The sequence below is a fragment of the Anaeromyxobacter sp. PSR-1 genome (assembly GCF_000964525.1).
Classification (GTDB): Bacteria; Myxococcota; Myxococcia; order Myxococcales; family Anaeromyxobacteraceae; genus Anaeromyxobacter.
In genome coordinates, this window is record NZ_BAZG01000007.1 from 1 (window position 1) to 13,696 (window position 13,696).

13 protein-coding genes and 1 pseudogene are annotated in these 13,696 nt (G+C 73.1%); 3 read left to right on the top strand and 11 right to left on the bottom strand.

Going from position 1 to position 13,696, the window contains the following annotated elements; translation table 11 throughout:
• Positions 1-728: pseudogene (locus PSR1_RS02200) on the top strand (chemotaxis protein CheA); the annotation flags it as partial.
• Between the two features lie 12 nt (positions 729-740).
• Here the strand turns inward: PSR1_RS02200 and PSR1_RS02205 are convergent.
• The 6 genes from PSR1_RS02205 to PSR1_RS02230 all read right to left on the bottom strand — a co-directional run bounded on the left by PSR1_RS02205 (position 741) and on the right by PSR1_RS02230 (position 4,458).
• The gene (locus tag PSR1_RS02205; protein WP_059436010.1) at positions 741-1,481 is read right to left on the bottom strand and encodes a rhomboid family intramembrane serine protease; all 741 of its coding nucleotides are present in this window, start codon (positions 1,479-1,481) and stop codon (positions 741-743) included.
• Positions 1,482-1,487: 6 nt separating this feature from the next.
• Positions 1,488-1,685, bottom strand: coding sequence for a hypothetical protein (locus tag PSR1_RS02210; RefSeq protein ID WP_059436011.1), 198 nt, complete (start codon positions 1,683-1,685; stop codon positions 1,488-1,490).
• A gap of 71 nt (positions 1,686-1,756) precedes the next feature.
• Positions 1,757-2,953: an acetyl-CoA C-acetyltransferase gene (locus PSR1_RS02215; protein WP_082100112.1), complete on the bottom strand. Its 1,197-nt coding sequence runs from the start codon at positions 2,951-2,953 to the stop codon at positions 1,757-1,759.
• Between the two features lie 15 nt (positions 2,954-2,968).
• Complete coding sequence (locus PSR1_RS02220; RefSeq protein ID WP_059436013.1) at positions 2,969-3,166, bottom strand: hypothetical protein; 198 nt, start codon at positions 3,164-3,166, stop codon at positions 2,969-2,971.
• Between the two features lie 80 nt (positions 3,167-3,246).
• Positions 3,247-4,047 (bottom strand): twin-arginine translocase subunit TatC, encoded by an 801-nt coding sequence (tatC, locus tag PSR1_RS02225; protein ID WP_059436014.1) that lies wholly within the window; start codon positions 4,045-4,047, stop codon positions 3,247-3,249.
• A 6-nt stretch (positions 4,048-4,053) separates the two neighbouring features.
• Positions 4,054-4,458, bottom strand: a complete 405-nt coding sequence (locus tag PSR1_RS02230; RefSeq protein ID WP_059436015.1) for a twin-arginine translocase TatA/TatE family subunit — start codon at positions 4,456-4,458, stop codon at positions 4,054-4,056.
• Between the two features lie 95 nt (positions 4,459-4,553).
• On the opposite strand from PSR1_RS02230, the gene PSR1_RS02235 reads away from it, so the two are divergent.
• Positions 4,554-4,994 carry an EVE domain-containing protein gene (locus PSR1_RS02235; RefSeq protein WP_059436016.1) on the top strand — a complete coding sequence of 147 codons (441 nt, stop codon included), beginning with the start codon at positions 4,554-4,556 and terminating at the stop codon, positions 4,992-4,994.
• A gap of 27 nt (positions 4,995-5,021) precedes the next feature.
• On the opposite strand, the gene PSR1_RS02240 is transcribed toward PSR1_RS02235, so the two are convergent.
• The 5 genes from PSR1_RS02240 to PSR1_RS24140 form a co-directional block, all read right to left on the bottom strand.
• Positions 5,022-7,088 carry a methyl-accepting chemotaxis protein gene (locus PSR1_RS02240; RefSeq protein ID WP_059436017.1) on the bottom strand — a complete coding sequence of 689 codons (2,067 nt, stop codon included), beginning with the start codon at positions 7,086-7,088 and terminating at the stop codon, positions 5,022-5,024.
• A gap of 142 nt (positions 7,089-7,230) precedes the next feature.
• Complete coding sequence (locus PSR1_RS02245) at positions 7,231-9,789, bottom strand: penicillin-binding protein 1A (RefSeq protein WP_059436018.1); 2,559 nt, start codon at positions 9,787-9,789, stop codon at positions 7,231-7,233.
• Positions 9,790-9,825: 36 nt separating this feature from the next.
• Entirely contained in the window at positions 9,826-10,845 is a 1,020-nt protein-coding gene (locus tag PSR1_RS02250) for an RluA family pseudouridine synthase (RefSeq protein ID WP_059436019.1), read from the bottom strand.
• Positions 10,846-10,879: 34 nt separating this feature from the next.
• Positions 10,880-11,872: an MBL fold metallo-hydrolase gene (locus PSR1_RS02255; protein ID WP_059436020.1), complete on the bottom strand. Its 993-nt coding sequence runs from the start codon at positions 11,870-11,872 to the stop codon at positions 10,880-10,882.
• Between the two features lie 62 nt (positions 11,873-11,934).
• Positions 11,935-12,078 (bottom strand): hypothetical protein, encoded by a 144-nt coding sequence (locus PSR1_RS24140; protein WP_193388333.1) that lies wholly within the window; start codon positions 12,076-12,078, stop codon positions 11,935-11,937.
• Positions 12,079-12,330: 252 nt separating this feature from the next.
• On the opposite strand from PSR1_RS24140, the gene uraA reads away from it, so the two are divergent.
• On the top strand, positions 12,331-13,629 hold the full coding sequence (gene uraA, locus PSR1_RS02260) for a uracil permease (RefSeq protein ID WP_059436021.1): 1,299 nt from the start codon (positions 12,331-12,333) through the stop codon (positions 13,627-13,629).
• The last annotated feature ends 67 nt before the right edge of the window (positions 13,630-13,696 follow it).

Here is a 13,696-nt window from a genome sequence, read left to right on the forward strand (position 1 = left end):
TCGCCGAGCTGGCCGCGGCGCCGGCGCCGGACGCCGACGACCTGCCCACGCTCGACGGCGAGGACATCCTCGAGGAGATCCCGGCCGACGAGCTGGTGGCCCTGGCGCCCGACGAGGTCGGCGGCGACGTCGAGCCCGGCGCGCCGTCGCTCGCCGAGGCGGGCGCGGAGCCGGTGCCCGAGCCCGGGCCGGTTCCCGGGCCGGTTCCCGAGCCGGCGCCGGAGGCCGAGGCCGCCGGCGTGCCCGAGCCGGCGGCGGCCGCCGCGATCCCGGCCCCCGATCTCGAGCCGCTGCCGGTCGAGGAGGTCTCCTTCACGCCGCCCCCGGTGGTCGAGGCGCCGCCCGCGCCGCCCGGCGCGTGGGAGGTGCCCGGCGCGCACCGGGTGGTGATCCACACGCTGGAGGGGCTGGTGAAGCGCGGCGTGATCGAGGACCCGAGGCTGGACGCGCCCGCGCTCGACCTCGTCGCGCAGGGGCCGCTCCCGGAGCGGATCCCCACCGACAAGGTGAAGGCGATCTTCTTCATGCTGGCGCCGGGCGAGGCCGCGCCGGCGGCGGAGGGGAAGCGCGTGCGCGTCACCTTCCGCGACGGCCGGCAGGTGGCCGGGTTCAGCCCCGACTACCGCGAGGACGGGCCCGGGTTCTTCATGATCCCGGCGGACACGCGCACCAGCACGGCGCGGATCTGGATCTACCGCTCGGCGGTGCGGCAGGTGGCGGTGAGCTGAGGGACGGCCGGCTCAGTTCATCCAGCGGGGCGGCTCGTCCTTGCCGTTCTTGCGGATCACCTTGAGGTGCTTGGAGCGGCGGCGGAACTCGCGCTCCGCCCACCACTCGCGCGCCTGCAGCTTCCAGCGCCGCGTGGGCAGCCGGCCGCCGCGCGACAGCGCGAAGCCCAGGCCGAGCGCCGCGAAGTGCGGCACGAACGCGCCCAGCCCCGGGAGGCCGCCGCCGGCCAGGCCGTACAGCACCGTCCCGAACACCACCAGCAGCGCCAGCGTCTTGCCGGTGAGCGGGAGCACGCCCCAGATGCTCACCTGGCGGTCCGGGTACAGCATCGCCCACATGAGCAGGAGCGCGTTCACCACCGGCCACATGCCGAGGTGCGGCCGGTCGGCCGGGAACCAGAGCAGCGCCGCCACCACGGTCACCGCGGTCGCGCCGGCGGCGAGGCCGAGGAAGGTGCCGACCAGGCGCCGCTCGCTCCAGGTGAACGCGAGCTGCTGGCCGATCGAGTAGAGCATGAACCCGCCGAACAGCAGCGTGAGCGGGTCGTTCTGCACGAAGGCCCAGGAGACGAGCCGCCACACCTGCCCGCGCAGCACCAGGCCCGGCACCAGCGCGGCCCAGGTCTGGTCGCGCGTCACCCAGGAGCCGACGGTCGCGACCAGGATGAGGACGAGCAGCAGCCCCAGCCCGGAGGGGATGCGGCCGCCGAAGGTGAACGCGCTGCCGAGGTCGGGGCTCCGTCTGCTGCGCACGCGGTCCTAGCCCTTCTTCCTCTCCCGGTAGAAGAGGGTGATGGTGAGGCAGTGGAACTCCTTGTCCGAGCTCTGCCGGACCTCGTGGCTCACCACCTCGAGCTCGGGGTTGCCGGCGAGCCAGCGCGTGATCTGCTCGCCCATGGCGTCGCGATCGCGCGCCAGCGTCGTCGAGAAGACCTTCACGCCGGTGAAGCTCGTCATCGTCGCCCCTCCTCGCCGCGGACCCTCGGGGACCCTATCGTCCCCTCCCGGCGGGGGCAAGAACGCGGTCGTTACAGCGGCTCCAGGATCACCGCGACCCCCTGGCCGCCGCCGATGCAGGCCGCGCCGAGGCCGGCCCGGGCGCCCCGGCGCCGCAGCTCGTACAGCAGGTGCATGGTGATCCGGGCCCCGCTCGCGGCGAGCGGGTGCCCGAGCGCGATGGCGCCGCCGTCCACGTTGGTGCGGTCGCGCGGCAGGCCCAGCTCCTGCTCGACCGCCAGGTACTGCGGCGCGAACGCCTCGTTCACCTCGAACAGATCGAGGTCGGACAGGGTGGCGCCGGCGCGGGCGAGCGCGTTGCGGACCGCCGGCACCGGGCCGATGCCCATCACGGTGGGGTCCACGCCGGCGTGGCCCCAGTTCACCAGCCGTCCCAGCGGCCGCAGCCCGCGGCGCTCCGCGTAGGCGCGCGAGGCCACCACCAGCATGCCGGCGCCGTCGGCGATGCCGCTCGCCGCGCCGGCGTGGATGACGCCGTCGGCCTTGAACACCTTGGGGAGCTTGCTCAGCCCCTCGAGCGTGGTGCCGGGGCGCGGGTGCTCGTCCTTCTCGAACCGGACCGGCCCCTTGCGCGTCTGGAGCTCCACCGGCGCCAGCTCCTCGCGGAAGCGCCCGGCCTCGTCGGCGGCGGCCCAGCGCCGCTGCGAGGCGACCGCGAACTCGTCCACCGCCGCCTGGCCGATGCCGTGCAACTCGGCCAGCTTCTCGGCGGTGAGCGCCATGGGCATGCCGGCGTAGGTGTCGGTGAGCGCCGACCAGAGCATGTCCTCGAGCGGCGGGGTCTTGCCGAAGGCGTGGCCGAAGCGCGTGCCGCGCAGCACGAGCGGCGCCTGGCTCATCGACTCGGTGCCGCCGGCCAGCACCAGCTCCGCCTCGCCGGTCTGGACGAGCCGCGCCGCCTCGATGACCGCCTCGAAGCCGGAGCCGCACAGCCGGTTCACCGTGAGCGCGGGGACGCCCTCGGGGAGGCCGGCGCGGAGCCCCACGTGGCGCGCCAGGTAGATGGCGTCCGGCGACGTCTGGGCCACGTTCCCGACCACCACGTGGCCGTAGTCCGCGGGCGGCGCCCCGGCCTGCGCCATCGCCGCCTTCGCGGCGTGGACCGCGAGGTCGGTCGCGCTGAGGTCCTTCAGGGCGCCGCCGAACGTCCCGAAGGGCGTCCGCTTCGCGGCGAGGAACACCACGTCCTGCTGGCCGGCCCGGTTCATCACGCCTCCTGGTGCTCACCTCGAGATAAGCGCGCCCGCGAGGCCTTTCACGGCCACCACCAGGATGGCCAGCGCCAGGGCCACGTTCAGGGCCGGCACGAGCGCGCCCACCCGGTCGCCGGCGCGGCCGCGGAGCGCGGCCCAGGCGCGCGGGGCGTGGCGGGCGAGCATGTAGACCGCGAACAGCGCCGCGACCGACTGGAAGACGAGCATCCGCCGATGCTAGACGCAGGCGCCCGCCGTGAACAGCGCGCCGGCGCGCCGCGCCCGCCCGGGCCAGGGCCCGGGCCGCCCTAGGCCGCGGGGGCGGCGTCCGCCGCGGGCTTCTTGCCGAGGATCCGCGCCAGCACGATGCCCACCTCGTAGAAGACGATCATGGGCACGGCCATGAGCGCGAGGTTGAGCGGGTCGCCGGTGGGCGTGATGATCGCGGCCGCGATCACGTTCACGATGATGGCGATGCGCCGGTACTTCGCGAGTGTGCGCCAGTTCACCAGGCCGATCATCGACAGGAACGCGATGACCACCGGGACCTCGAACACCACCCCGAAGCCGAGCAGCATGGCGAGGACGAGCGAGAGCTGCTCGGAGAGGGAGAGCATCGGCGAGAGCGTGTCGCTCTCGGCGAACGCCAGCATGGCCGGGAAGGCCTGCGGCATCACCAGCTCGAAGCAGAACAGCGCGCCCAGGTAGAAGAGCAGCGTCCCCCAGAACAGGAACGGGAAGACGACCTTCTTCTCGCGCTTGTACAGGCCGGGGGCGATGAAGAGCCACAGCTGCCACAGCACCCAGGGGGCCGCGACGAAGACGCCGCCGTACATGGCCACCTTGATGTAGACCATCATCGGCTCGATCGCGCTCGTGTACACGAGCTGCTGGCGGCCGGCCGGGAGCGCGTCGCGCACCGGCTTCATGAGGTGGTCCACGATCTGCGGCACGAACCCGCCGACCAGGCCCATCCCCACGGCGATGCCGAGCATCGCGCGCACCATGCGGACGCGCAGGTCGCGCAGGTGATCGAGGAAGGAGAGCTTCACCTCGCCCTCGGGCTCGGGCGACGGCGGCGGCGGCAGCTGCGGGACGGTTTCGCTCATGCGGGCCTACGCTGCGGTGCCGCCGGTGCCGGACGGCTCGGGCGACGATGACGGGGCCGGCGCCGCGGGCGCGGCGGGCGTTTCGGGCGCGGCGGCGGGCGCGGCCGGCTCGGCGTCCACCAGCGCCGCCTCGAGGCCCGGGACGTTCTCGGCGGTGGCGGCGGGCGGCGGACCGGACGGGCCGGGGACCGGACGGTTCGGGACGGGCGGCACCAGCGAGGGGCGCGCCACCTTCCGGTCGTCCTTGTAGATCTCGGTCTCGATCTGGTCCTTCAGGTCGTCGGTGGCCTGCTTGAACTGGCGCAGGCCCTTGCCGATGGTCTTCGCCGCCTCGGGGAGGCGATCCGGCCCGAGGAGGATGAGGGCGAGGACGGCGATGATCACGATCTCGCCGAAGGACAGACCGAACATAGGGCGGTTCCTATAACACGGCGGAAACCGGGACGCTTCCGCCGCCGGACGGATCCGGTTGCGGCGGCAGCATGCCACGCCTAACGTCCCCGCGCATGGCCTACTGGCTGCTGAAGACCGAGCCCGGCACCTATGCGTGGTCCGACCTCGTCGCCGACGGGACCACCCCGTGGACCGGCGTCGCCAACCCGCAGGCCCAGGCGAACCTCCGGGCCATGAAGGCGGGCGATCGCGCGATCGTCTACCACTCCGGCGAGAAGCGCGCGGTGGGCGTCGCCGAGGTGGTGCGGACCGCCTACCCCGACCCGACCGCCGGCGGCGAGCTGGTCTGCGTGGACGTGAAGGCCGTCGAGCCGCTCCCGGCGCCGGTGCCGCTCGAGGCGCTGAAGCAGGAGCCGGCGTTCGAGGGCTCGGTCCTGCTCAGGCAGGGCCGGCTCTCGGTGGTGCCGCTCGCGCCCGCGGAGTGGCGCGATCTGGCCGCGCTCGCCGACGTCATCGCCCGGACCGGCGGCCTGCGCCGCAAGGCCAGGTTCTAGGCGGGCGCGGCCGGGCGCCGCACCTCCTCAGATCCTGAACCGCCTCACCTCGCCGCGGAGCACCTCCGCCTGCGAGGCGAGGTCCACGATGGCGGCCTCGAGGTCGCGGACCGAGTGCGTCTGCGCCTCGGCCACCTGCTTGATCTGCACCACCGCCGTCATCACCTGCTCGGAGCCCTTGGTCTGCTCCTTCTGGGCGCGGTTCAGGTGGTGGACCATCTCCGAGATCGACTCGATGGCGCGGGTGATCTGCTTCGACCCGCGCGCCTGCTCCTGCGCCGAGCGCTCCACGTGCTTGGTGATCGCCTTCATCTTCTCGGCGCTCTTCATGATCTGCTCGGAGCCGCGCGCCTGCTCCGCGGTGGCGCTCGCGATCTGCTGCACCGTCTCGGCGATGCGGTTGATCGCCATGGTCACCTGCTTCGACCCGCGCGCCTGCTCCAGCGTGGCCCGCGCGATGGCCTTCACCATCTGCGTGGACTTCTGGCTCGACTCCTGGATCTTCTTCAGCGCGGTCTCGGTCTCCTGCCCGAGCCGCACGCCCTCTTCCACGTTGCGGACGCCGCGGTCCATGGCCTGGATGGCGTTGCGCGACTGGTCCTGCACCGCGCGGATGAGCTCGGAGATCTCCTTGGTGGACGCGCCGGTGCGCTCGGCCAGGTCCTTGATCTCGTCCGCCACCACCGCGAAGCCCTTGCCGTGCTCGCCCGACTGCGCCGCCAGGATGGCGGCGTTCAGCGCGAGCAGGTTGGTCTGCTCGGCCACGTCGTCGATGACGTTGAGGATGTTGCCGATGGCGGCGATCTTGGCGCCGAGCGCCTCGATGACGCTGGCCGCCTCCTTGGAGGACTCCTTGATCTTGTCGATGCCGAGGAGCGTGCGCGAGAGCGCCTCCGCCCCCGACTCCGCGTCGCGCTGCGCCTGCTCGGAGAGGCGCGCGGTCTCGTTCGCGTTCGACTCCACCTGCGAGATGGACACGTCCATCTCGTTCATGGAGGACGACGTCTCCTCGGTGGTGGCGGACAGGTCCTCGATGTTCTTCGCCACCTCCTTGATCGAGTAGGTCATCTGCTCGATCGCGGCGGTGGTCTCCTCCACGCTGGCCGCCAGCGCCTGGATGTTCTCGGCCACCTCGTCGTTGGTGGCGGCCATCTCCAGGATCGACGAGGACGACTCCTCGGCGCTCTGCGCCAGCACCTCGACGTTGTCGGCGATGCCCTTCAGCGACGAGATCATCTGGCTCATCGAAGAGGAGGTGTCCACCACCCGGGCCGACACCGTGCCGGCGCCGGAGGACACCGCCGAGCCGGTGCGCGAGATCCGGTCGATCACCGTCGCCACGCCGCCGGTCACGTTCTGCACGCGGGAGAGCGTCGCGGCCAGGTTCTCGCCGATGCGGTTCAGCGACTCGGCCAGCGTCCCCAGCTCGTCCGGGCCGAGCTGCGCGGAGCGGGCGGTGAGGTCGCAGTCGGAGACCCGGCGCGCCACCGCGCTCATCTCGTCGAGCGGCCGGAGCACGAGGCGCGAGACGAACACGTAGACGAGCCCCGCCAGCACCATCCCGCCGCCCACCAGGAGCGCGAAGATGTACCAGCCGGCCCGCCCGGCCTGCGCGTCGAGCGGGTCGCGATCGAGGCCGAGCAGCACGTACCCGGCGCGCGCGCCCCCGCCCGCGCCCTCCACCGGGCGCGTGAAGGCGACCACGCCCGGCGCCCGGGGCTGCGCGGTGGCGCCCGCCGCCTGGTGCCACGCCACCACCTCCTCGGCGCTGCGGCCCAGGTTGCGGGAGAGGTGCCTGGCGGCGATCGACCAGTCCTCCCGGACCACCACCACGTACGCGAACGACTCCTCGTCCCAGTCCTCGTCCACCCGCGCCGCGATGCGCGCCGGGTCGCCGGCCGCGAGCGCCGGCGCGAGCGCGGAGGCGTAGACGCGGGCGTCGGCCTCGCCGCGGTGCTCGGCGGCGCGCTCCAGCGCGGCGTGGATCTCGCGGTTCACGGCGATCGACGTGAGCACGCCGGCGATGGCCAGCGCGCCGGCGATGGAGAGGAACAGGATCCGCTTCACGCCGAGGTGGGCGAGCTTTGGACGCATCGGGCCCTTCTCGCCGGCGCGGGCTGAAGCACGCGGATTTCCCGGCGGTTCGGCGCGATGCTACCGGCGGGTCGGGACCGAGGCAAGGGAACGGCCGGCGCCGCGCCGGGCGGCGCACGCACCTTGGCCCACGCCGCCCGCGCTACTGCATGAACAGGTCCTGCACCTCGACCTGCTTCTTCTCGGCGTCGGCGAGCACGGGCTCGGTCCCCTGCTTGAACGGCTCCGGCACGCCGCCGGCGCCGTCCGCCACCGCCTTGCCGCTGGCCGGGTCGATCCGCACCTCGACGATCCCCGAGGGCGCCTCGAACTCGGGCTGGGCCCGGCCCTTCAGCGCCGCCGACATGAAGTCGAGCCAGATGGGCAGCGCGGCGTGGCCGCCGGTCTCGTACCGGCCGAGCGGGGTGACGTTCACGTCGTAGCCGAGCCACACGCCGGTGGCGAGGTCGCGGGTGAACCCCATGAACCAGGTGTCGAAGGAGTCGTTGGTGGTGCCGGTCTTGCCCGCCGCCGGCTTCCCCAGCGCGGCGGCGCGCGCGCCGGTGCCGACCGTCGCGACCTCGCGCATGAGGCGGACCAGGATGTACGCGCTGCGCGGGTCCATCACCTGCTCGCGCGGGCGCGTCACCTCGGCCACCGCGCCGGCCAGCCGCTCGTCGAGCCCCACCCACGGGTCGCGGTAGTCGGCGTGGTCCTCGAGGACGCGCCCGTCGCGGTCCAGCACCCGCTTCACGAAGGTGCTGGGGCGCTTCTCGCCGTAGCGCGCGAACAGCGCGTACACGTTGGTGAGCTCCCAGGGCGTCACGCAGGACGAGCCGAGCGCGCTGCCCAGCTCCTGCTTCACCGGCGTGGTGATCCCGAGCGTCTTCGCCCAGTCGCCCAGCCCCGCCGGCCCGAGCTTCGCGTTGAGCGCCTCGGCGGTCTTCACCGCCGGGATGTTCATCGAGTTGACGAGCGCGGTGCGCAGGGTGACGTCGCCCTTGAAGTCCTCGCCGTAGTTCTGCGGCTTCCAGCTCGACTCGTCGTCGCGGAAGACGATGGGCGCGTCGGTGAGGATGGTCGCGGGCGTGTAGTCGAGCTTCTCCACCGCGGCGGAGTAGACGACGGGCTTGAACGCCGAGCCCGGCTGGCGGCAGGCCTGGAAGGCGCGGTTGAACTCGGAGGCCTCGAAGTCGTAGCCGCCCACCATGGCGGTGACGTACGCCGTCCCGGGATCGACCGCGACGAGCGCCCCCTGCAGCGTGGGATCCTGCTGCAGCGAGAACAGCACCGGGGCCTCGGGCACGTCCTTGGGCCGGCCCACCCCGAGCTGCGCCTCCCTCCGCTGCAGCTCGGCGCGCTCGACCCGCTTCAGCACCACCACGTCGCCGGCGCGCAGCGCGCTCGACGGGCGGGAGAGGAGCGAGTCCGCGTAGGACACCACCGGGTTGGGCCGGCGGGCCCAGCGCATGCCGGAGATGGGCAGCACCCCGCGCGTCTCGCCCACCTCCACCTCGACGATCCCCGCCTTGTCGTCCACCCGGTCCACGATGCCGACGCAGTAGTCGCCGGCGTGGAGCGTGCCCTTCGGCCAGGCCTTCGCGAGCCGCGCGGCGAGCGCGGTCCGCTCCGCGCCGGCCACCTTCGCCACCGGCCCGGTGAAGCCCTGCCGCTGGTCCACCTCGACGAGCCCCTTCAGCACGGCCGCCTGCGCGGCGCGCTGCTTCTCGAGGTCCATCGCCATCTCGACCCGCAGCCCGTCGTGCAGCAGCCGCTCGTTGCCGTAGCGGTCCACCACCTGCCGGCGCACCGTCTCCACGTAGAACGGCGCGGTCTCGCGGAACACGTCGTCCACGCCGAAGACCTTCACCTCGGCCTTCTCGGCGCTGCGCCGCTCGGCCTCGGTGATCATCCCCTCCTCGGCCATGCGCCGCAGCACGTACCGCCGGCGCTCCGAGGCCGCCTCGGGCCGCGAGAACGGCGAGTAGCGCGAGGGCGCCTGCGGCAGCCCGGCGATGAGCGCCGCCTCCTCCAGCGTCAGGTCCTCCACGTTCTTCCGGTAGTAGTTCTCCGCGGCCGACTGCACCCCGTAGCTGTGGTGCCCGAGGTACACGCCGTTCAGGTACATCCAGAGGATCTGCTCCTTCGTGAACCGCGCCTCGAGGCGCCGCGCCAGGATCAGCTCGCGGATCTTGCGGCGCAGGCTCCGCTCGGTGCCGCGCTCGAACCCCTCGGCGCTGATGAGGATGGCCTTGGCGGTCTGTTGCGTGAGCGTGGACGCGCCCTGGATGCGCGAGCGGAGCACGTAGGTCTTCACCGCGGCGCGGAGCGTGCCGAGCAGGTCGATGCCGCCGTGCTCGAAGAAGTTCTTGTCCTCCGAGGCGATGAACGCCTGGATGACCCGCTTCGGGATGCGCTCGTACGGGACGACCTTGCGGCGCTCCACGAAGAACTCGCCCGCGATCTGGCCGTCGGCCGAGATCATCTCGGTGATGATGGGCGGGCGGTACTGCTCCAGCGTGGGGATGTCGGGCAGCCCGCGCGAGAACACGATCCAGCCCACCACCGCGGCCACCAGCGCGGCGTTCACCGCCGCGAGCGCGGCGAACAGCCCCCAGCGGAGGAGCCGCCGGCGCAGCGGGCGCTCGGGCGGCAGGCCGTCGAGGACCACGCGCGAGGAGGGCTCCTCGGGCGGCTTGTGGGGTTCGCCGGGCTCGCTCATGGGGTGGCCGAATCTATGCGTGCCCCGCCCCGGAGTTCAACGCTCGCGGTGCGGTCCGTCGCGGCGCGCGGCGGGCGCGTGTGCGCCGGTGGGCGACGCGGGGAGCTTCAGGTTCGCGCGGGAGAGCACCTCGGCGAGCTCCGCCGGGAACGGCGCCTCGAGCCGGAGCGGCGCGCCGGTGAGCGGATGTGGGACCTCCAGCCTCCACGCGTGCAGGCCCATGCGGCGCAGCCCCCAGCGCGTGCGCGCGGTCCGGTTGAAGGCGAAGTCGCCGTAGCGCCGGTCGCCCGCCACCGGGTGGCCCACCGCCTCGAGGTGGCGGCGGATCTGGTGCGTGCGGCCGGTCTCGATGGTGACGGCGAGCAGCGAGAGCTCCTTCGCGGCCGAGACGACCTTCCAGCGCGTCAGCGCCTCCTGGAAGTTCACCCCCCGCATCGCCTTGGACCTCGAGGTCTGCTCGTGCTCGGAGAGCGGCAGGTCGATGGTGCCGGCCTCGCGCGGCATCTTCCCCTTCACGAGCGCGAGGTAGGTCTTGTGGACGCCTTCGCCGCTGGTGAACGTCTCGGTGAGCCGCACCATCGCCTTGCGGTGCTTCGCCACCAGCACCACGCCCGAGGTGTCGCGGTCGAGCCGGTGCGCCGGCGAGGGCTTGAACTCGGTGGGCGGGAGGTCGTCGGGCGTTCTCAGGTATCCGCGCGCCATCTCCACCAGCGTGGCGCCCTCGATCCCGGTGCCGGGGTGCGCGGCCAGGCCGGCCGGCTTGTCCACCGCGAGCAGGTCCGCGTCCTCGTGCAGCACGCCGAACGTCACCCGCGGCGCGCCGCCCGGGGCCGTCGGCTCGGGCTTCGCGAGCAGCCGCTCCTCGTCCCCGCGGATCACCACCACGTCGCCCTCGGCGACGAGCTGGTCGGCCTTCCCGCGCGCGCCGTTCACCCGCACCTTGCGCGTGCGGAACATCTTGTAGACGTGGCTGAGCGGCACGTCGCGAAGCGCCTTGCGCACGAGCTTGTCGAGGCGCTGGCCGGCCGCGTCGGCCGAGACGGTGAGCTGGATCACGGGGGAGATCTACCTCACCCGGGCCCGCGGCACCTCAAATCAGCTCGAGCTGCATGTGCTCGCGCAGGGGCTCGGCGCGGATCCCCTCCTTGCGGAGCGCGGCGGCGAGCGCGTCCTCGTGGCCGTGGACCGTGAACACGCGGCCGGCGCCGGTGGCCCGGGCGTAGCGCACCAGCGAGGGGAAGTCGGCGTGGTCGGAGAGCGGGAACGCCGCGTCCACCCCGCGGAAGAAGCGGCCGCCGTCGATGGCCCAGCCGGTGAGGATGGCGGTGCGGCGCCTGCGGATCCCGCGCATGGCCGGGCTGCGGGCGAGGTGCGGCGGGCACACCACCACCTCGTCGATCGCGGCGCCCTCCGGCCCGAGCGGCCGCACGTTGGGCAGCGCCACCCCGTGCGCCTCGTAGACCTTGTTCACCGCCTGGACCACCGGGTGGGCGCGGCAGGCGTAGCCGAGGTCGGAGAGGTACTTCAGGATCTCCTGCGCCTTGCCGAGCGCGTAGCCGAGCAGCACCGGCGTGACCCCGTCGGCGAGCGCGTCGTCCACGAAGCGGCGCACCGCCGCGAGCGTCTCGTCCTTGGGCGGGAACACGTAGCGCGGGTGGCCGAAGGTGGACTCGATCACGAGCACGTCGCAGCCCATCACCTCGGCGCGCTCCGCGGCGTGGGTCGGCTCGGTGCAGAGGTCGCCCGAGTAGCCCAGCGAGACGCCGTTGCGCGTCACCCGCACCTGCGCCGAGCCGAGGACGTGGCCGGCCGGGAACAGCTCCAGGGTCAGCTCGCCCAGGCCGAACGGCGCGCGGTAGGACGCGGGCAGGTGCTCGGTCCGGCGGCGCTTCCCCTCGCCCAGGCGGTGGCGCATGAGCGCCAGCGTCGGGGCGGTGGCGATGGTCCGGTCGTGGCGCCCGATGTGATCGCCGTGCGCGTGCGACACGAACGCGCACTCGACCCGCCGGGTGGCGTCGAGGTGGAGGGACGAGCCGGTGATCCTCAGCTCGCCCCGGTGGAGCTCGATCGGCGGGCGCCTCATCGGGCGCCCGTTCTACAACGGGCGCCCGACACGGCGCGAGGCAGGGCCCGCGGGCCCCGCCGCTACTTCTTCGGCGGCTCCTTCGCCGGCGCCTTCTTCTCCTCCGGCTTCGACTCCTGCGCCGCCTTCGTCCGGTCTTCCTCCTCGATCTGGTGGATCCGTTTCTCGAGCGAATGGAACCCGCCCTTCTTCTTCTCCTCCGCCATGGAACACCTCCTTCGAGGACCCTAGGGATCCTCTCGCGGCCGGGGGAACCGGTCCGCGCCACGGTGGGTTCCGCCGGAGGTCCCACCCGCGCCGGGGCCCCGCCCGCGGCCGAGCGCCGCGCCGTGCCCCTCTGGCGGGTGTCAGGGCGGGAGGGCATGATGCGCCGCCCCAGCCCTCCGGCACCCCGGCCGCCCCGCCGGCCAGCGCCCGGGCGAGCGGGCGCGTCGCGTGGCGCATCTCGAGGAGGGACCATGAAGAGGACCGTGGACGTCGGGGAGCGGCTGCCGCTGCTCCAGAGCATTCCCCTGTCGCTGCAGCACCTGTTCGCCATGTTCGGCGCCACCGTGCTGGTGCCGTTCCTGGTCGGGCTCGACACCTCGGTGACCTTGTTCACCAGCGGTGTCGGCACGCTCGTCTACATCTTCATCACCAAGGGGAAGATCCCGGCCTACCTCGGCTCCTCCTTCGCGTTCATCGCCGCCCTCTCCGCCATCCTCGGGGTGGCGCCGGGCCAGGCCGCGCCGGCCGACCGGGTGGCGGTGGCCATGGGCGGCTGCGTGGCGGTGGGCGTCTGCTACCTGGTGGTGGCGGCGCTCATCGGCAAGTTCGGCACCGGCTGGATCGACCGCCTGCTCCCGCCGGTGGTGATCGGCTCGGTGGTGATGGTCATCGGCCTCGGCCTCGCCCGCGTGGCGGTGGTCAACATGGCCATGAACGGCGGCGGCCCCACCTACCGGCCGGAGTTCTTCGCGGTGGCGCTCGCCTCGCTCGCCATCGCCATCCTGGCGGCGGTGTTCCTGAAGGGCTTCCTGGGCGTCATCCCGGTGCTCATCGGCATCGTGGGCGGCTACGTCGTCGCGCTGCTCGCCGGCCAGGTGGACCTCTCCGGCGTCGCCGCGGCGAGGCCGCTGGCGGTGCCGCCCTTCGTGCTCCCGAAGTTCACCTGGGCGGCCATCATCACGCTCGCGCCCATCTCGCTCGTCGTCATCACCGAGCACATCGGCCACCTCATCGTCACGAACAACGTGGTGGGCCGGGACTTCGTGAAGGACCCGGGCCTGCACCGCTCGCTCGCCGGCGACGGCGTCGCCACCATGATCTCCGGCGCGCTGGGCGGCCCGCCCAACACCACCTACGGCGAGAACATCGGCGTGATGGCCATCACCCGCGTCTTCTCGGTGTGGGTGATCGGCGGCGCGGCGGTGCTCGCCGTGCTCATGTCCTTCCTCCCGCCGGTGGGCGCGCTCATCCGCTCCATCCCGACCCAGGTGATGGGCGGCATCTGCATCCTGCTCTTCGGGATCATCGCCTCCGCCGGCATCCGCATGCTGGTCGAGGCGGGCATCGACTTCTCGCAGAAGCGGAACCTGATCATCGCCTCGGTGGTGCTGGTCATCGGCGTGGGCGGCGCCGAGATGCACTTCGGCTCGGTGAAGATCGACGCCATGCCGCTCGCCACCTACGTCGGCATCCTGCTCAACCTGGTGCTGCCGCGCGGGATGGAGGGCACCGCCGCGAACGGGACCGTCTCCGAGGCGCCGGACGTGTAGCCCGCGGGACGCCGCTCGCCCCTCGACGGGCTCAGGGTGACCCTTCGACGGGCTCAGGGTGAGCGGG

Bases quoted from the DNA above. Each gene is read 5' to 3' on its own strand.
- PSR1_RS02220 (WP_059436013.1), bottom strand. From the start codon at position 3,166: ATGCTCGTCTTCCAGTCGGTCGCGGCGCTGTTCGCGGTCTACATGCTC.
- tatC (WP_059436014.1), bottom strand. From the start codon at position 4,047: ATGAGCGAAACCGTCCCGCAGCTGCCGCCGCCGCCGTCGCCCGAGCCC.
- PSR1_RS02255 (WP_059436020.1), bottom strand. From the start codon at position 11,872: ATGAGGCGCCCGCCGATCGAGCTCCACCGGGGCGAGCTGAGGATCACC.
- PSR1_RS02240 (WP_059436017.1), bottom strand. From the start codon at position 7,088: ATGCGTCCAAAGCTCGCCCACCTCGGCGTGAAGCGGATCCTGTTCCTC.
- PSR1_RS02215 (WP_082100112.1), bottom strand. From the start codon at position 2,953: ATGAACCGGGCCGGCCAGCAGGACGTGGTGTTCCTCGCCGCGAAGCGG.
- PSR1_RS02210 (WP_059436011.1), bottom strand. From the start codon at position 1,685: ATGACGAGCTTCACCGGCGTGAAGGTCTTCTCGACGACGCTGGCGCGC.
- PSR1_RS02230 (WP_059436015.1), bottom strand. From the start codon at position 4,458: ATGTTCGGTCTGTCCTTCGGCGAGATCGTGATCATCGCCGTCCTCGCC.
- PSR1_RS02235 (WP_059436016.1), top strand. From the start codon at position 4,554: ATGGCCTACTGGCTGCTGAAGACCGAGCCCGGCACCTATGCGTGGTCC.
- uraA (WP_059436021.1), top strand. From the start codon at position 12,331: ATGAAGAGGACCGTGGACGTCGGGGAGCGGCTGCCGCTGCTCCAGAGC.
- PSR1_RS24140 (WP_193388333.1), bottom strand. From the start codon at position 12,078: ATGGCGGAGGAGAAGAAGAAGGGCGGGTTCCATTCGCTCGAGAAACGG.
- PSR1_RS02245 (WP_059436018.1), bottom strand. From the start codon at position 9,789: ATGAGCGAGCCCGGCGAACCCCACAAGCCGCCCGAGGAGCCCTCCTCG.